17 protein-coding genes, 1 rRNA gene, 1 pseudogene and 1 other annotated feature are annotated in these 18,047 nt (G+C 41.6%); of the genes and pseudogenes, 11 read left to right on the top strand and 8 right to left on the bottom strand.

Annotated features, from left to right (window positions below):
* Window positions 1-169: 169 nt before the first annotated feature.
* Window positions 170-364 (top strand): hypothetical protein, encoded by a 195-nt coding sequence (locus tag ACYRY3_RS35145; protein WP_460206305.1) that lies wholly within the window; start codon window positions 170-172, stop codon window positions 362-364.
* A 31-nt stretch (window positions 365-395) separates the two neighbouring features.
* Here ACYRY3_RS35145 and ACYRY3_RS35140 read toward each other — a convergent pair whose 3' ends face one another.
* Together ACYRY3_RS35140 and ACYRY3_RS35135 are read right to left on the bottom strand one after the other, a co-directional pair.
* Window positions 396-959, bottom strand: a complete 564-nt coding sequence (locus ACYRY3_RS35140) for a GNAT family N-acetyltransferase (RefSeq protein ID WP_460206303.1) — start codon at window positions 957-959, stop codon at window positions 396-398.
* Between the two features lie 228 nt (window positions 960-1,187).
* Window positions 1,188-2,036 carry an alpha/beta fold hydrolase gene (locus tag ACYRY3_RS35135; protein ID WP_460206301.1) on the bottom strand — a complete coding sequence of 283 codons (849 nt, stop codon included), beginning with the start codon at window positions 2,034-2,036 and terminating at the stop codon, window positions 1,188-1,190.
* Window positions 2,037-2,129: 93 nt separating this feature from the next.
* On the opposite strand from ACYRY3_RS35135, the gene ACYRY3_RS35130 reads away from it, so the two are divergent.
* Both ACYRY3_RS35130 and ACYRY3_RS35125 read left to right on the top strand, forming a co-directional pair.
* On the top strand, window positions 2,130-2,489 hold the full coding sequence (locus ACYRY3_RS35130; protein ID WP_460206299.1) for a VOC family protein: 360 nt from the start codon (window positions 2,130-2,132) through the stop codon (window positions 2,487-2,489).
* A gap of 36 nt (window positions 2,490-2,525) precedes the next feature.
* Window positions 2,526-3,824: a recombinase family protein gene (locus ACYRY3_RS35125; RefSeq protein ID WP_460206297.1), complete on the top strand. Its 1,299-nt coding sequence runs from the start codon at window positions 2,526-2,528 to the stop codon at window positions 3,822-3,824.
* A gap of 163 nt (window positions 3,825-3,987) precedes the next feature.
* On the opposite strand, the gene ACYRY3_RS35120 is transcribed toward ACYRY3_RS35125, so the two are convergent.
* Window positions 3,988-5,880, bottom strand: coding sequence for a S9 family peptidase (locus tag ACYRY3_RS35120; RefSeq protein ID WP_460206295.1), 1,893 nt, complete (start codon window positions 5,878-5,880; stop codon window positions 3,988-3,990).
* Between the two features lie 102 nt (window positions 5,881-5,982).
* Complete coding sequence (locus tag ACYRY3_RS35115) at window positions 5,983-7,254, bottom strand: tetratricopeptide repeat protein (RefSeq protein WP_460206293.1); 1,272 nt, start codon at window positions 7,252-7,254, stop codon at window positions 5,983-5,985.
* Between the two features lie 118 nt (window positions 7,255-7,372).
* On the opposite strand from ACYRY3_RS35115, the gene sfsA reads away from it, so the two are divergent.
* On the top strand, window positions 7,373-8,155 hold the full coding sequence (sfsA, locus tag ACYRY3_RS35110) for a DNA/RNA nuclease SfsA (RefSeq protein ID WP_460206291.1): 783 nt from the start codon (window positions 7,373-7,375) through the stop codon (window positions 8,153-8,155).
* Between the two features lie 502 nt (window positions 8,156-8,657).
* Here the strand turns inward: sfsA and rrf are convergent.
* The 4 genes and pseudogenes from rrf to gcvT form a co-directional block, all read right to left on the bottom strand.
* Window positions 8,658-8,775: ribosomal RNA gene (gene rrf, locus ACYRY3_RS35105) — 5S ribosomal RNA — on the bottom strand.
* Window positions 8,776-8,948: 173 nt separating this feature from the next.
* Window positions 8,949-9,047 (bottom strand) — a sequence feature (23S ribosomal RNA rRNA prediction is too short).
* A gap of 28 nt (window positions 9,048-9,075) precedes the next feature.
* A pseudogene (locus ACYRY3_RS35100) lies at window positions 9,076-9,594 on the bottom strand (aminomethyl-transferring glycine dehydrogenase); the annotation flags it as partial.
* A 212-nt stretch (window positions 9,595-9,806) separates the two neighbouring features.
* A complete protein-coding gene (gene gcvH / locus ACYRY3_RS35095; protein ID WP_460206289.1) occupies window positions 9,807-10,193 on the bottom strand; it encodes a glycine cleavage system protein GcvH in 387 nt (128 codons plus the stop codon).
* A gap of 111 nt (window positions 10,194-10,304) precedes the next feature.
* Window positions 10,305-11,450, bottom strand: a complete 1,146-nt coding sequence (gene gcvT / locus ACYRY3_RS35090) for a glycine cleavage system aminomethyltransferase GcvT (protein WP_460206287.1) — start codon at window positions 11,448-11,450, stop codon at window positions 10,305-10,307.
* 96 nt (window positions 11,451-11,546) lie between these two features.
* Here gcvT and ACYRY3_RS35085 point away from each other — a divergent pair, with 96 nt between their 5' ends.
* From ACYRY3_RS35085 to ACYRY3_RS35055, 7 genes are all read left to right on the top strand, one after another.
* Window positions 11,547-11,759 carry a hypothetical protein gene (locus ACYRY3_RS35085; protein ID WP_460206285.1) on the top strand — a complete coding sequence of 71 codons (213 nt, stop codon included), beginning with the start codon at window positions 11,547-11,549 and terminating at the stop codon, window positions 11,757-11,759.
* 234 nt (window positions 11,760-11,993) lie between these two features.
* Window positions 11,994-12,983, top strand: a complete 990-nt coding sequence (locus ACYRY3_RS35080) for a hypothetical protein (RefSeq protein ID WP_460206284.1) — start codon at window positions 11,994-11,996, stop codon at window positions 12,981-12,983.
* A gap of 2 nt (window positions 12,984-12,985) precedes the next feature.
* Entirely contained in the window at window positions 12,986-13,570 is a 585-nt protein-coding gene (locus tag ACYRY3_RS35075; protein WP_460206283.1) for a 4Fe-4S single cluster domain-containing protein, read from the top strand.
* A complete protein-coding gene (locus tag ACYRY3_RS35070) occupies window positions 13,567-14,319 on the top strand; it encodes a GTPase domain-containing protein (RefSeq protein ID WP_460206282.1) in 753 nt (250 codons plus the stop codon). Before ACYRY3_RS35075 ends, ACYRY3_RS35070 begins: the two co-directional genes overlap by 4 nt.
* Before the next feature lie 208 nt (window positions 14,320-14,527).
* Complete coding sequence (locus ACYRY3_RS35065; protein WP_460206281.1) at window positions 14,528-15,397, top strand: hypothetical protein; 870 nt, start codon at window positions 14,528-14,530, stop codon at window positions 15,395-15,397.
* Window positions 15,381-16,271, top strand: a complete 891-nt coding sequence (locus ACYRY3_RS35060) for a hypothetical protein (protein WP_460206280.1) — start codon at window positions 15,381-15,383, stop codon at window positions 16,269-16,271. The genes ACYRY3_RS35065 and ACYRY3_RS35060 overlap by 17 nt, the downstream gene beginning before the upstream one ends.
* A gap of 7 nt (window positions 16,272-16,278) precedes the next feature.
* On the top strand, window positions 16,279-18,027 hold the full coding sequence (locus tag ACYRY3_RS35055) for a hypothetical protein (protein WP_460206279.1): 1,749 nt from the start codon (window positions 16,279-16,281) through the stop codon (window positions 18,025-18,027).
* Window positions 18,028-18,047: the final 20 nt, after the last annotated feature.

Raw genomic sequence — 18,047 nt, 5'->3', positions numbered from 1 at the left:
GCCCTCCGGAATTATGTAAGAAATTTGTACTGTGATTAATTATACTATACTGGAGACCGACGCACTTCATTGAGTACGCTTGACGGGCTGTGTACTCACCCGTTATTGTCACCTCAATTCGTAACTTGCGAACCTTTGCCAATAATTTGTATTTTTGAGGGCTACCCAGATGACTGAAACAACTACCCAGATACCAGTTAGTGAATTGATTCCTATGCTGACAGCCATCAGCGATCGCAATTGGGAACGATTTAAGGAAGTTGAGAAACAATTCGTTACACAACACGGTATAGAAGCTTGGGAAGATTTTTTTGCTTTTCCTCTTTCTTCGTGCCCTTCGCGTCTTCGCGGTTCATTTAAATAAGTAATGCTAGCGCGGTTTCCATATTCCTTTGTCAATTCCGACTCTGCATCTGTATCCAATCCTTCTCTAAAATGGCGTAGAGCAAAGTATCGCGCCATTCTCCTCTCATACATTCATATTCCCGCAAATAGCCCTCCTGTCTCATGCCGATTTTCACCAAAACTCGCATTGAGTAATTATTTTGCACGTCACAAATTGCAAAAATCCGATGCAACCTCAATTGCTGGAAACCAAACTCTAGGATTCTTCCCGCAGATTCCGTTGCGTATCCCTGTCCCCAAAATTGTTTGGCTAAACAGAACCCTATAGAAGCTTCTGGCTTATCTGGATCTGTTGTAGAAATGCGACAAGCACCAATAAATTGCTTGTCATCCTTTAAAGTCACTGCTAAGGCAAAATGCTGGCGGTGTCTTTTCCGTTGTGTTTTAATCTCTGCTTGTAAATAATTCTTAGTGTCTTCTTCGCTGTTAGGACCAAAGGGCAAGTAACGAACTACTTCTGGGTCGGAAGCGTAGCTATGCATCCCTTCCCAGTCTGATTCTACAAAATCACGAAGTATAAGACGTGGTGTTTCTAGCGGAAGATTGATGCTCATTACTAAGGTTACGAGTTAAACGTGAGGATTAAGGAACATTACTTATAGCGCAGAATTTTCCATAACATCGATCTCTATCACATTTGGTAACACTTCATATAGTCAGTCGGGGTGAACAAACACAATTTGGTGTTAGGGCTGATAGTGGTGAGTAGGGGCGCAATGCCTTGCTCCCGTACAGTAGTTAGTAGCCTAGAGAACATCTTAATATTTCTTTACATAGCACCGTTAGTTCTTGTAAAGCCAATCAAGCAACTCTTTATCGAATAGCTCTGGTTCTTCAAACTGAGGCGCATGACTGCTCCTCTCAAATATGCCGATAGTCAGATTCTTGAATTTGTCTCGTACACATTCCCACAGATACGCTGGTGGAACGAGGTAATCAAAGCGACCAAGGGCAAGGAGCACTGGCGCTTGTAACTTATCTAAATTCTCAGTGATATCTATGTCCCGAAAAATCTCTCCCCAGACATAATCAAACATCACCATATTGACTTCCACACCTTCCCAAAGTTTTGTCGCGTCATAGTTGTAGTCAAACCAACTTTTGGGTCCCATTAGAAGGCAATACGTAATAAAAGCTTTCTCAGGTGCGGCTTCTATCCCTTGAGGTAACCTAGCCAGGTTTTCAGCAAGCGCTGCTTTACGTTCAGGACAAACCGAATCATTCAGATATCGTTCCGCAGCCGTAAGCCCTTCATGGGAGTAACTGGGGGCTGCACACATCATTACCACATGAGACACATTGGCAGAATATTTCTTAGCGTACTCCAGTGCCATAAATGCATGCCCTGAATGACCAATAACAATAACCTTTTCAAGCCCTAACTCTTTCCTAACGAGTTCAATATCATCAACCAATAAGTCTAACTCGTACTGGGAAGTGTCCTGACAATCGTAAGGAGGTGAGAACCCTCGATGATCCATAAAGACCAACTTTAAACTGTTACGAAGATTGTTAGAAAAGATTCTTGAGTAATACAGCGCACTTCCAACTACGATCGCAGGAGCTCTTTTCCCCTCAACAATATACTGAAGCTTAAAACCGCTAGAATACACATGACCCGTTAAAGACATATTCTTACCTGCTATATCTTTTCAAAATCCCTTACAACTTAACAACTAAAACTGAGTCAAAATCAAAATAAACCCAGTTGCATCTGAAGAACAATGGAAATTACCCAGTGTCTCCATACAGCCATTCTCGTCACTAACTTAGATAAAGCCGAACATTTCTACGGGCAGGTGCTAGGATTACCCAAAGTGGAACGTTCCCTAAAGTTTGCTGGCGCATGGTATCAAGTGGGTCATTATCAAATTCACCTCATCGTCGCCCCATCTGTCCCCTGCGATCGCCAAAATGAAAAATGGGGACGCAACCCGCACCTAGCCTTCTCCGTAGCTGACTTAGATGCAGCCAAACAGCAACTTCAGGATAACAACTGCCCAATACAACCCAGCGCCTCCGGACGCCCCGCCGTCTTTACCAAAGATCCAGATGGTAACATTATTGAACTCAGCCAGCAGTAAAACCTCAGGCGACCTTCGCGTCTTAGCAGTTCCTAGATGAAAACCTTCGCCTACACCTACAGCAATCCCATACTAGAACCAACACCCGACCCCAAAACTTGGGGATGGGAAATAGAACGTATCTATCAAGACCTAGGCAAACGGTCAGAATTACAAAAATTATTAGACGACTGCAAAACCGAACCACCCCATCGCCTCCTCATCCGGCGATTGGAAGAACTAGGAGACACCTTAGAACAAGTGACTTCCCGTCTTGCAGAACTCGAAGCAATGGGAGTCACCCTCATTGCCATAGAACAAGACTATAACTCCTCACAAGATGCTCCCAACCCCCGCACTGACTTACTGAAATTGCTCAACGAAATACAGCGTCAGCAACAAAGCCGCCGCATCCGACAAGCACACGCCCGCAATCGTTTAGAAGCTGCACCCCCACCCGGTAAAGCCCCCTACGGTTACCGCAGAGGTAAAGGAAAATACATTATAGACCGCAGTACCTCTCCAGTCGTCAAAGATTTCTTTGACAACTTCCTACTCTATGGTTCCCTACGGGGAGCCGTTCGTTACCTCGCAAAAAAATACAGCAAGAGAATCTCCGTCACCACAGGACGCCGTTGGTTAACCAATCCCGTCTACCGGGGTGATACAGCTTATCTAAACGGAGAAATTATTTCCGACACTCATATTCCCATTATTAGTAGAGAAGAAGCAGCTCAAGTTGACAGACTCCTGCGCCGCAACAGCCGTTTACCATCTCGCAGTGCTAGTGCGCCCCGTTCTCTGGCTGGTTTGGTTACCTGTAACGAATGCCAGTCACACATGACAATTACCCGTGTGACCATACGCAAACAAAAAAAAGAGTACCTTTATTTACGTCCTATTAGCTGTCCCAAAAATCCCAAATGTCGCGCCATACCCTATCAAGAAGTACTAGAAAATACAATTAAAGTTGTTTGCCAAGACTTACCTCGTGCAGTTGCAGGAATGAATTTTCCTCAATTAGACACAATTAAAAATAGTTTAAATGAAGCGATTTCTCACCAACAAGAAATCCTCAAACAGCTACCCTCTTTAGTAGAAAATGGCATTTTGGATGCAGAAACTTCTCAATTAAGAGCCTACAAACTCCGTACAGAAATATCAGCACTTCAAGCCAAATTAGCCACTTTACCACCAGTGAACCTACGTTCTGTGGCTCAAGCAGTTTCCATTCCACAATTTTGGTTAGATTTGTCTGAAGCAGAGCGACGATTTTACTTCCGTGAATTTATTCGAGAAATTGAAATCGTCCGTCAAGATAACCAATGGGAATTACGAATTATTTTCATATTTTAGCACAAATATTCGTGATACAACAATGCAAACCGTAGGTTGGGTTGAGGAACGAAACCCAACATCTACAATTAAGTAGCTCAAATAAATTAAACGTAATACATCTTACCAAAATCATGATACACATTGATAACTTAGAGACGCGCTGTTTGAAGCGTCTCTACATCTAATTCAACAAAAACTCTTTCACAAACATCACCGTGGCATAAAACTGGAAGTCAACATTTCTCTTCTTACTAAACCCGTGTCCCTCATCCTTTGCCATCAGGTACCAAACAGGAATATTGTTTTTGCGGGCTGTTGCTACTATCTGTTCCGCCTCATTTAACGGTACCCTGGGATCGTTTTTACCATGGATAACAAATAGAGGCTTCTGGATTTGTTTGGCATTATTTAATGGTGAAATTTTGAGCAAAAACTCCCGCATTTTCGGGTCCCGTTCGTCTCCGTATTCTGCTCGTCGCAAATCTCGCCGATAGCTTTCTGTTTTTTCTAAGAAGGTCACGAAGTTGGAGATACCAACAATATCAATAGCCGCACGGATGCGGTTGCTGTACTTAGTTGCCACTGCTAAAGACATATAACCACCGTAACTTCCCCCTGTTACTAAAATCCGGTCTTTATCTAAATCCGGTTGAGTGGCAATCCAATCTAACAATGCCCCAATGTCTTTTACTGAGTCTTCCCGTTTGTATCCATTGTCTAACTGGAGGAAGGTTTTGCCATAACCTGTTGAACCTCTGACGTTGGGGAATAGTAGAGCAACACCTAATTCGTTTAGATAATAATTATTCTGACCTAAAAAGGTAGGACGAAACTGCGCTTCGGGTCCACCATGAATATTAATGATGACTGGTCGTTTGCCTTTGAATTTCGCTGGAGGACGGTACAGAAATCCGGAAATATTTCTACCATCAAAGCTTTTCCACTGCACTAGCTGGGCTTCTGAAAAATTCTCTGTATTTAAGCCACCAGTTTCGCTTTCTGTCCAACGTTCGACTTTGTTAGTCAGGATATTTAAAGAATAAACGTCTGCTGTTGTTCGTGCAGAAATCAGAGTAAATCCTAAGTCCTGGCTGTTGCGATGCCACTCGATACCAACTATCTGTCCCAGTGGCAACTTTGGTAAGGGTTTTTCTTTACCTGTTGCGGTTTCTAATAAATGTAGTACGCTTGCGCCATCTTCATTAGTGACAAAGGCAATATACTTGCCATCTTCTGAAAGTTCAAAATCCTCTACATCCCACTGAATCTGGGTGGTTAGATATGTATGTTTTAATGTCGCGAGTTCAAGATATACTAACCGCGAAAATTCAAAGTCGCGATCGCTAATCACATACAGACCTTTCCCATCTTTACTAAAGATACCCTTATAATAAGCGACTTTCTCTTGACTGCTTTTAGGTGTCACTAGCTGCTTGGTTCCTGTCCGGACATCTATCACCCACAGGTAACTTTCATTCGCGGAAATGATTTCCTGTGCTAACACTTTTGTATCATCCGGTGACCAATCTAAGGCATCCCAACCCCCACCTTCAACAGTTGTCAACAATCTATCGCTTTTGATATTTTCTGGCTCGACAATGTAAAAATCTCTATCTTTACCTGTACGACGGGTGGAGGTATAGACTATGCGATTGCCTTGATGCGACCACACACCCTGGCTATTTTTTGATTTGCCGTCCGTTAGCAATACAACTTCACCTGTGGTTATGTCATAGCGATAATTCTGATTAAACTCATTCCCACCAATATCTTTGCTAAAGATAAAATATTCACCTTTTGTTGGTTGAAAAGTAGCTCCTCCCACACGTTCTGGGAAAAATGTCAATTGCTTGCGGCTACCCAAAGGAAATTTCACCAAATGGACTTGCGGTGTGTCACCAAAACGTGTGGAAATGAGTATTTCGCGACGCAGGGGGTGCCAACTGGTTAAACTGGCAGCACGAAAGTTTATATATTTTTGAACTGTTTCAACGAGTGTGGTGGGAATTGATGGAATTCCTTGTAGAACCAGGTTTTCGCCCGGTGCGATCGCAGGGGTTTGAGCTACAGACATAAAAACTTGTAGCAGTATGATTATAAATAATATTATCCCTAGGATAAGATTGTAATTTTTCCACCTCATCAATTTCTTTCTCTCTCCCGGATATCGTTTGCTCTACCTGTTCCAATCTTGCTCAAAATCGTGAATCACCTTTTCTATGTACCAGTTTTCTGGCATACCGGGGTAGTCATACTTCACTTGGTTAATTAATCTTTGGGCAATTTCCCAATGCCCGCCCACTAGTCTCAATAGTCGCTGGCGCAGTAAATTGTTTGTCGCTTTTTTAGATTCAGAATTTGATGAGTGAATTTTTTTTAAGCTATCTAAGACTTTTTGGTAATTCCCCCAGTCCTCTTTTTCACAAAACAGACTCGCTGCACGCTGGTAATCTTCAATCCCATGCTGCATTTCTTCTATGCAAGTATAGGCAATACCGCGATTGTAGTAAGCTGTTGCATCATCGGGATTCATTTCCAGTGCTTGGGTGTAGTCTTTGATTGCTCCAAGATGGTTTCCCATTTCCCGGTGGACATTCCCTCTGGCAACGTAGAGCATTGCGTCATTTGGTTGCATCTGAAGTGCTTGGTTCAAATCTGCGATCGCTCCTTGATGATCCCCCAAATGAAAGCGTGCTTTTCCCCTGTTACGATAGACAACGGCATCTTGGAAATTAAGTCTCAAGGCTTGGTTAAAGTCAGCGATCGCATCTTGATAGTTACCTTGTTTGCAACGCACGACCCCCCGGCAACAGTAAGCATATGCATCTTTTGCATCAGCTTGCAACACCCAGTTTAAATCTTCTATTGCCTCTCGGGTGTTTCCTTTCTCTGCTTTATCTAGTAGTTGAATGAAATATGAGTTGTCAGATTTTAAGGGTGTGATTGTGGGGGTTGGTGGCTGCACAACGGCAGGTTGTTCTTTTGGTTGCAACTGTCGGATTTTCTCAAGGCATTGGCGACAGTTGTCGGTGTCTTTTTGAGCTAGGTACAATTCCGCTGCCTTTTTAAAGTTAGCGATCGCACCTTGAATAGACCCCTGTTTGCGAAGCACTGTTCCCCGCAAATTATACGCCGGAGCATAGTTGATATTATGATGTAAAGCTTGCTCCACGTCTGCAAGCGCTCCTGGTAAATTTTTTAACGACACCCGTGCTAGTGCGCGACAATAGTAAGCTTCAACATTTTGAGGATTCAGCTTTAGTGCTTCGGTAAAGTCAAAAACCGCCTTGTGTATTTCCCCTGAGTCATAGTAAGCTAAACCCCGTTGATAGTATGCTTCGGCAAGGTAGGGTGCTAGCTGCAAAGCACGGGTAAATTCTTCAATCGCCCCAGCATAGTCTTTTTGCTTGGCTTTTTCTAGTCCTTTATTATAAGATTCGTCATTCATAGGATTCGTTAAAAGTATCAAGGATTAAGGCTGAGTAGGAGAAATACTTTATACTTTATACTTCTACCTTCAGTAGACTCATTTCTCATTTTCCTTGAAATAAAATCAACTTGCCACTATGGACTACCTTTATCGCTACCCACCCCTGTACCCCGGTATTTTACTCAAACGCTACAAACGGTTTTTCGCCGATGTTGAACTGGCTTCTGGGGAAGTGGTCACAGCACACTGTCCCAATACCGGACCAATGACCGGTGTTTGTACCCCTGGGAGTTTGGTGCAGCTTTCATACAGCGATCGTCCTAACCGTAAATTGTCCTACACTTGGGAAATGATTCAAGTGCATGATAATGAACCGACTTGGGTAGGAATCAATACGGCTTTGCCCAACAGAATTACTAAATTAGCTTTAGAAAAATACCTTTTTCCAGAACTAAGAGATTATAACCAAATTCTTACCGAAGTTACCTACGGGCAGGATAAAAAGAGCCGCGTAGATTTCTGCTTGTGTCACCATATTGAAAGCACCATTTTATCTAGCAATTCCTTAAAAAGAAAGCAGGAATTGCTATTCGCTGAAAACGCGCAACCAATTTATCTTGAAGTAAAAAATACAACTTGGGCGCAAGGCAAATTAGTCTTGTTTCCGGATACAGAGACAACACGAGGACAAAAACACCTGCGGGAACTCATGGCACTCCTACCTCAAAGCCGTGCAGTTATGCTTTATTTTATCAATAGGGGTGATTGCACGGAATTTGCTCCTGGTGATACTGCAGATCCCATCTATGGAAAGTTATTACGAACTGCTATTAACCTTGGCTTAGAAGTCTTACCTTGTCGCTTTGAAACAACTCCAGAAGGAGTTCGCTATCTAGGTTTGGCAGAATGCAAGTTCTAAAAAAAATGAGATGAACTGAGAACGTAATTCTTCAATCCATAGCGTTTATATAAACAGGTGACAAGAGAACGAACAGTTCTAAATCGACCAAGTAAAAACATGAAAAACCAAAGAAGATTTCTTTTAATTTTCATGTAATTAGGTTTTTACGACAAGCTAACTAGATTTACCAGTCATTTAATATTTAAGTCGTAACTTCATATTAACATTACACCAATAACAAATTTCTTTTTACTGAAGATTGCAAAAAAAAAGTATGCTGACAAAAATAAAAATAAAATTTATAAAAAAAATACTGCTTAAACAAGTATTGTTGCTTATTGAAATTAGCTAGCTTAACATCTTGCACCATTATCAAAAAAAGCAGACCTTGATATGGTGGTTTTTGCCCACCCTACACATCTTGCACTATTCACAAAAAAACAGTAGAGACCCAAAGTTTGGGCAAAAACCACAAAACCCTCTTTCTCGTTCGCGGAAGAGGGTTTTGGTAAAATTATAAACCTGGCACCGAGCTATTTTAGCAGGCAGCTACCCACCAACTATCGTCGCCGCAGCCGTGTTTCACACCTGAGTTCGGGATGGAGTCAGAGTGGTTCCACAGCGCCATAGGCACCAGGAAAGCTGTCGGGGGAAGAGGAGGAGAGGGGGAAACAGGGGGAGGGAAAGTTATCACATCCCTGTGCCTCTGGCTGTATGACTCCGTGACTCTTTTTTTCCTTGATTCTCTTCACAAAACCCTGAAGACTGCACAGTAAAGCGATAAATATGCTACTTGAAAGAGGTCAAGCCCTCGGTCTGTTAGGACAGCTTGGCTGAATGCATTACTGCAATTACACCGACTGCCTATGAACAGGTGTTCTACCTGTGACCTTACCTAGTTGTACTAGTGAGAGCACTCATCTTGAGGTGGGCTTCCCACTCATACTCATTGCTTCTGCTGCTGCTGTTGCTTCATCTAGTAATGAAGCATTAGCAATTTCCAAACCCGTCAGATCGATAATCATTGTTTGGAAATTCAGTAGAGCTTCGAGTCGTCCTTGAGCAATTTCTGGCTGATAGGGAGTATAGGCTGTATACCAACCGGGATTTTCTAAGATATTCCGCTGAATCACGGCAGGTGTAATACAGTTACTGTACCCCATGCCAATAAACGAGCGGAAAACTTGATTTTTTGAAGCTATATCTTTTAACTGAGCAAGTGCTGCATACTCAGTTTGTGACTCTGGCAACTTTAACGAACCAGATAAGCGGATTCCTGGTGGAACTGCTTTGTCAATCAGGTCATCAAGGGTGGAGTAGCCCAACACCTCAAGTATTTTCTGGATATCATTGGATGATGGCCCAATGTGCCTTTCTTGAAAAGAAGTTAATTTCTGACCTCTATCCTCCAACGGTTGCTGAAGGGTTGACTTAGCACGAGGCTCGGACTTTACCACAAATTACTCTCCAGACACGACTACTTCATATTTTGCAACAAGTATATTTGACGTGTCGGCTATATGTGTTAAAAAATTTCTAATTGTTACGAAATTTATCCGGACAATTTCTGAAGGATGGAGGGAAACAGAGGGGGACAAGAGGTAAGAGAATAAACTATTTGTACAAAAAATTTGGTAAATACCAAACTACTGCCCCTGTCCCCTCCCTACTACCCCCCTACCTGGGCACTATACTCCTCTGCAGTCAATGCCTCCTCAACTTCATCAGGGTCATCGGCGCGTACTTTTAACAACCACCCATCCCCATAAGGATCGTCTGCCACTTGTTCGGGAGATTCAATCAAAGCTTCATTGCGTTCTACGACTGTTCCAGTGACTGGTGAATTCAGTTCTTCAACGGCTTTTACCGATTCAATTGAGCCAAAGCGTTCTCCTTTTGTCACAACATCCCCAATCTCTGGCAGTTCCAAAAACACAACGTCACCCAATTGCTCTACAGCAAATGAGGTAATGCCAATGGTGGCAATTCCGCCATCTAAACGTACATACTCATGACTATCCAGGTATCTTAAATTTTCGGGATATTCCAAAGCCATATCACTTCCTCATCCACATCAAAAAATTAACACGGCCAATAGCTCGATCGCTCGATCGCTAATAGCTAATAGTAAAGACACAATTGACACTTAGCAATTAGCAATTAGCAATTAAGCATTAGCATTTGTTAAGCGAGTTTTTGAACGATAAAAAGGTTTCTTAACCACTACCCCAGGATAAGCTTTGCCGCGAATGTCTACTTCAAGTTGCTGACCAACTGTTGCTAGTTCAGTGGGAACATAGGCGAGGGCAATAGGATAACCCAGGGTAGGTGATAATGTACCACTTGTCACTTCCCCAACAACTACGCCTTGAGATAGCACTTGATAACCGTGACGGGCAATGTTACGTCCTTGCATTTGCAAACCAACCAATCGACGTTGAACTCCGGCGGATTTTTGTCGTTCCAAGACTGACCGACCAATAAAATCTCCTTTGGTATCAAGGTGAACCAGCCAACCCAAACCCGCTTCTAAGGGGGTAGTGCTGTCATCAATATCTTGCCCGTAAAGTGCCATTGCAGCCTCGAGGCGAAGCGTGTCTCTCGCACCCAATCCACAAGGAATCACTCCAGCATCAATCAGTTTGCGCCATAATTCTACCCCGGCATCTGGATCTACCATGACTTCAAATCCATCTTCCCCAGTATAACCCGTGCGGGCAAGGAATGCGGTCTTACCAAAGATTGTCGCCTCTAGGTGTCCAAATGCCTTAACTTGGGTAATATCTTTGTCCACAAATGATTGAAGCAGACTCACAGCTTGCGGACCTTGTACGGCAATTAAGACTTTTTGGGATGAAAGGTCGTGGAAAATTACCTCATCTGAGTTGAGGTGTTGCAATAACCATGCCTTATCTTTGCTGGTAGTGGCAGCATTAACAATGATGACTCCCCGTTGCCCCCCAGTTGCATCTTCACCTTGGTAGTAAACAATAATGTCGTCGATAATACCACCTTGAGGGTTTAACAAGACAGTATATTGTGCTTGACCGGGTTGCAAACGACTTAAGTCTGAAGGAACCAAACCCTGGAGTTGAGTTATGAGGTCTTTGCCTTGCAGGATAAACTTACCCATGTGGGAAATATCAAACATTCCTGCTGCAATTCTGACCGCTTCGTGTTCCTTACTAATACCAGCAAATTGTACCGGCATTTCCCAACCACCAAAGCTAGTTAGCCGTGCTTTGAGTTCTTGGGCAATGACAAACAAAGGTGTTCGCGCTAGGGATAGGGCAATTTCTTCTTTATTAGCCACAGGTTGTCTCGGTGTTGTAGGTCAACATCATATATATCTTAATTGCCACGCTTTAATAAAAACTTATATCTCTTTTGTAGGAGTATAATCGATAACTTGTTTGGGTTTATTCTTGCTTGGATTTTGGTAAGTTATGAATTTCCTGGCAAACGTTTAGCAGATGGCTTGGTAGATCTACCCTTTGCTATGCCCGCAGTGGTTGCTGGGATTGCTTTAGCTGTGCTAACCCTTATTGGACAGGAGTTGCTGCGAACAGCAGATAAACCCCGAGCATCGGTGGTATCAAAAGTTTTCAATCAGAAAAATTAGAAAACACCTTTCGTGAAACAACCTCTTTACAAGAGTCCTCCTACTTTTATGAAGTTTTGTAAAGATTGAGATAGATTGCCGCCTGTTTTTCCGATAGACATATAGAGCGGATAAGCTGATGTACTTTTAACTTGCACCATCTAGGTGAAAGCAGTATCAAGAAGACTGCAAGTTGCGTAACTTCATGTTAACGCAACTGCATCGGAATTTTATGTCTGCATCTGGAGCAACAACATGAGTGGAGCGAAGACATTTGCGGTCACACGTCAAGAACAACAACAACGGAAAGAGGAGAAGGAAGAGGAGAAGGCAATCAAACGGGAAACAGCAATTCAGGAGCGAATTGCTCAAATTCGGGCGGGACAACGACGAACAAAGGTTGTTGTCCAGTTACCATCATTGCCAACACAGGTAAACGATTCATTAGCAAGGGATGCCCAAACGCAAGTAGAAGCTTTAAAATCCAAGCTTCCCCAAATTGAAAGCGAGTATCAAGCGCTGGTTGCCAAACAAATTGTTGATGCTCAAACTGTCCGACAAGCACTTGAGTTGACTGCACAAGCTTTGAATAACAATCAATTGACGGTAGCCCAAACACACTTACAAGCATTAGATGATGCTCGCTGTCAAGCAATGCAGGTGTTGCAAGCCGAACGGAAAGCACAAATTCAATACTTGCAGGCGCGGTTTGAGGAATTGCGATCGCCTTTAGCAGGTGCTTCCGCGCCATCACGTCTTCCCCAAGCGATCGTCCAAGAGATGGAAGCTCGTCTCGCTAACTTCCAAACTAACTGGCAGCACTTTACAGACACCCAGTTGCAACAAACTCACACTGACCTGAATAATTTGGAGGCACAAATTGAGGAAGTTCGGGAAGCAGCAGATAAGTTGGTTAATTGCTGGTTGGAAGCTGGTTACAATGCCCGTGTCTTGGGTGTAGATGATGGGGATGCGGTCATTGAAATTGCAACACATGAAGGTGAAAATACTCAGATGCGAGTACAATTCTCCGGTCAACAAATTGATTTGCTAGGACCTCCAGAAGAAACGGAATCTTGTAGGGCTAGAACCTTGGAAGCCTTGCGTCTGTTCCAACAACAGGGTTATCAACTCGAATGGACGAGTTGGGATGGTCAAGAAGTACCACAAGAGCTACGACATTTGTATTCCACAGCTCCACAAACTCAATCTGTATCGCGCCGCATGCAAGCCCAAGAATACTGAACGTGAAGTTACTACTGAATATTGCCTCATGGTTACCCCGTTCCCGCGCTAACGGACCGGGAACACGCATGGTGTTATGGGTACAGGGATGCCCATTTCGCTGTCCTGGTTGTCAAAACCCCGATTTCTTGGAATTTCGCCCAAATCAAATTATATCCGTTGACCGTGCTTGGGAAGTGTTTCAGCAGATACCCGATTTGTCTGGTATTTCCTTCTCTGGAGGAGAACCTTTCGCGCAAGCCGTCGCCCTCTCAGAACTGGCAAAGCGGGTGCAAGCTACAGGTAAGACAGTAGTTTGTTGGAGTGGGTATCGTTTGGAACAATTACAACAAGGGAAAGTACAAGGAGCGATCGCATTACTGAAACACGTTGATTTGCTGATTGATGGGCTATTCATACAGCAACAAGCAGCAAATTTAGAATTGCGGGGTTCGCAAAACCAAAGGCTGCATTTTTTATCTGAAAAAATTACACCTACGGATTTAGTCAATATCCCCCGTCAGGAATGGATGGTAACACCTGAAAAATTCATTTATACAGGTTTTCCCACAGAATACCCCATGCCACATACGCTATTTTTACAATGAGCATAGCAGTCCTTGGCGATCGAGGCGCTGGTAAAACCAGCATGGTTGTAGCCTTAGCAAAATCACAAACCAATCACGTCCAAATTGTGAGTGATGCTGAAAACTTGGTAACTAGACGCTTTAACGTTGCAGAGAACCGCATTGCAGGTACAGCGCAGATGACGCTAGAAACCCTGCTCCTTAATATTCATTTATCGTCAGGTACCAGACAAGTTCAAGTGTTATGGGTAGATACACCAGGTGAAGCATTTTCCAATCGTGACTGGAAGACAAAATATCCAACCGCATGGCAAGACATTCAACAACAAATTAATGAAAGTAAAGCGATCGTTTTACTTTTACCTCCACACCGTGACATGGTGGTACTACAAAACACCGATACACGGACGATGGTTGATGAATTACCAACAACTAAAGCGTGGGTTAATAGATTAGAAAATTGGTTGCTTTTTTTTCAAGAAAACTGCTCGCAAGTCGAACATCTTGTCATTTGCATTCATCGTGCTGATACTTTTTGCAATATTCAAAGTGAAGGAAAGAAATGGCGATACGAAAAATCAAAAACATCTTTATTCTACGAATACAACACCCACGTTCGTAAAACCTATTTTACACCTGCAGAAAAGATAATTCGGACTTATCACTCCATCCTTCGCACAAATCTACAATTTTTCATCACTACAACAGACAATCCTTACTTGTTAGAACTGCCTTGGATTTACTTAGGAGCATTCTTAGCAAATTCTTAATTTCAAATTCTTGGTGTGAATAAACATAACTTGACGTTAGGGCTGATAGTGGTTAGTGGTTAGTGGGCTGGAGGGCATTTCAACATTTCTTTACACGGATGGGATTATTTGCACCCACCTACTCACCATAACTATTGAAGATTTCAATTTTCCTTTTCTTCTACACCAGGAGCGATTTTTCTTCAGAAGTCATTCTGCTGGATATACTATGGCGACTTCCAAAACCACATCTATTCACTTAATTGGACCGCGTGCATCAGGCAAGACAACTTATCTTGCGACCCTTGCCTATTTTCCACACAGCAAACATCTTAAAACCAAATTTGCTAACTTAGCAGTGACTTATCCAAAGAACTCAACTACTGAAAAGTTAGCGCGTCAAGCTGAAGATATTATCAAAAAAGGAGCCAAACTTGCAGGTACAAGACGAGGAGTTGTTGATTCTATACCGTTTTACCCTTTTCTCATGAGAATTCCAGGGCAAATCAAAGAGATTGAAATAGTTTTTCGTGATATCGCGGGCGAAATATTTGAAGACATTCCTCTAGAACATGAATTTATTCATGTTGAACCTTATCTAACGTCTCTCTTCAATACTTTAAGTTGGATGATTATGCTGACAGATTGGCAACCATCCCAAGATAAGCACCTTTATAAACCAGCATTTGAGAAACTATGCCAACAAATTTCCGAATACGAGCAAGTCAATAGTATAGTGAAAAAATTACGTATAGCAATCGTACTTTCAAAATGTGAAAGAGGCGAAATTTGGTCTGGTCGTTTGGAACCGGAAGAAGATTTATTCAAAGTTCGATTACCAGAAACCTATGATTTTCTGCGATATAAATTCCCCCAGTACACTAACCGACTAAAATTCTTTGCTTGCTCTTCTTTTGGAGTTCTTAGCACTTACCCCGTTAGCTTCGATCCGCGTCCCAATCGTTATATCCCCGATGATGGGAGTTCTGCTGAATATAACGCCTTTTTACGCGACCCCGAACAATGGCAACCATTCGGTTTAATTTCTCCCATTTACTGGTTAACTACAGGAAAAACCTTAAATGACCTACGACTTTAGAAGAATACCGCGTGATGTAGTCGGTCATCCAGAAATTCGGATTATTGGTCCTCGCAGCGCGGGAAAAAGTACATTTTTAGCAGCATTAGCTCGGTTTCCTAATGTCAAATCCAATAGCCCCATAGAGTCCGTCCACCCATTTGATGAGAATGCAGGCAGATTAATTTCAATGGCACAAGACATTTTAGAAAATGGCTTGGCACTTGCTCCCACACGCAGAGAAGAGAATATCAATTATTTACCAACATACACTTTTTTGATTGCTATCAAACCCAAACTCAGTTTTATCAATCAAAAGAATTTACGTTTTCAAGTTTCATGCCGGGAATACTCTGGTGAAATTTTCAAAGATTTGCTTAATATTTCCTTCAGAGATAATTTGAGAGCTTACTTAGATGATTGTGCTTCCTCTAGCATATTGCTGTTAATCGATGGAACTTCTCGTGAAGATAATTTATATGCCCAAGCATTGACTCGATTGCAAACTGAACTGAACGAAATACGGATTGCTAGAAATCAAAGACTGAGAAGTTTTCGTCTTGCAGTCGTCTTCTCTAAAGCCGAACAATCACAGGTTTGGCTACACCGCCAAAATGTCAAACAGTTTGTTAGCTTACACTTTCCACAAATGCAAATGGTTTTGGAAAAATGGTCAAAAACTTGGAAATGTGGAGTTAACTACTTCTTTTGTTCTGCCTTTGGGATGAAAGGCTATCCTCCCCAACCAAATGTCAAAGTCGAAACGCGAGATAGCAGCGGTACTTACGGCATTATTGCCAATCCTTCTGTTTGGCAACCTTTTGGCTTAGTTGCGCCTATTTATTGGTTGTATACAGGTAAAGATGACCAACGCTTACGAAATATAGAGGAGTAATTTAGTCATGATGTTGCCAATATACGAGTTTTCTAGAGAATTGATTGAGATTTCGTGTAAAAATGGAAGATGGGTTTCTGGTGGTTTTGGTGCAGAGGTTGGAAGGTCTAATCATCCAGTTCCAGAGAAGATAAAAGATGCTGTGAACTGTGGTGCTTTTCGTTTGAATGATAGTTATCCTCCAAAACCTGAAGAATGCGCGTTGATAGCAAAGGAAATAGATGAATACTGTGTTTTGGCAGTTGCAACGGGTGAAGTTGATGATAAGAATCGCCCTTTGGTTGCTTACCGATATTTTTGGTTAGAAAAACCACAAGAAAATTTAAAGATTGATGGTATTGGGGCTTTGCTTTTTTGGTGGTTGCAATCGGGTCAACCAAAATATGAGTTTCAACCTGATGAAGATATAACCATATTTGAGAATAGCATTAATTGCGATTCCAAAGATGTTATATTTCAGGTACTTCATTTAGAAAATGATAAAAACGTAGCGAATATTTTGACTCAAATAAAGCATTATCCTTATATTGTTACAAATTCAATAGATGAATTGATATCTGCAGAAAAACTTCATTATATCTCTTTCTTCCTTCATCAAAAATACGATCTTCCTTTAGCATGGGCTTGGAATGTAAGTTTTCCAGAAAAGCCAGAAACATTTATCATTATTGCTGGATATCAAGCCGACCGATTTCTTGTCAAGAGTTTAGAAAAATATCAAAAACCATTGTATGCTACTCAGACATCTTCTTCAAGATATCAATTGAAAAATGTAAATTTATCTAAAAAAAATGTGGAAGCTTCTCAAAAGCAAGCTATGAAATTATGTAATTTAGAAGATGTAAAATATTTAAAAAGCTTGCTCGATAATATTGCATCTTTAGGAGAAAAAGTCACAAAAACTGAATTTCTGAATTTATTGTCTTTTTTACAAAATCATTCAATTATTGATTTAAAAAAAGAAGATTTAATCGAGTCACAAAGAGATTTAAATACAAAGAGTAACTTTACCAACGTATATCGCTCATTACTAGCATTGCTTGGTTTTGAGAAAATTTATGAATGGATACATTGGCTAAAAAAATTAGACCATAAGAGCGATATCGATTTTGCCTTGAATATTCAGTGGGCAGTCTTTGAACTAAGTAAGAAATCTGATTATAAACAAGCAAATATACAATTAAAGAATAAAATCTTTCAAGGGATTTCTCAGTTATTAACTCAAGCTTTAAAAGTAACAAAAGAAACACCAGAATATCAAAATATTCAATGGTTATTTTTTAAAAAGAGTAATAGTGTCTGGAGCCAAAACTTTAAAGCATATACTAAAGCTTTAGTTGATCAACTCATGAAAAATGAAGGAATCTCAAATGGTGGTGAATTCTATCAAAAGATTTTAGTAGATTTAAATGAGAAAAAATATCAGCAACAACAAAGGGTAAAGCTCTATCCAATCTATAAAAGCCCCGCTTTGCTAACTAGGAAGGTGGGAAACAACACCTTAGCAGCTTTATTTTATCAGTTAAGCTCTGGCAGTGTCCCCCAAGAAGTTTATGAAAATGTGGATGTAGATATCATTCCATTAACTTTGAAGCAAAAGCCTAGGAATCAATTCACTATCATTGAAAACAAAGCTACCTTGATTATCGGATTGATGGTAATTTTGATAGCATTGAGTTCTGGTGCGATCGCGTGGATAGTCATTAGCGAATACATTAGCCCTATCAGACCAACCGAGTTAGAAAACCTTAAATAACGCCATCACAAATAATACAC

Source organism: Scytonema sp. NUACC21, from assembly GCF_054684315.1.
Note: the sequence above shows the minus strand (reverse complement) of the source record. Positions and strands in the feature narration are given on the sequence as shown.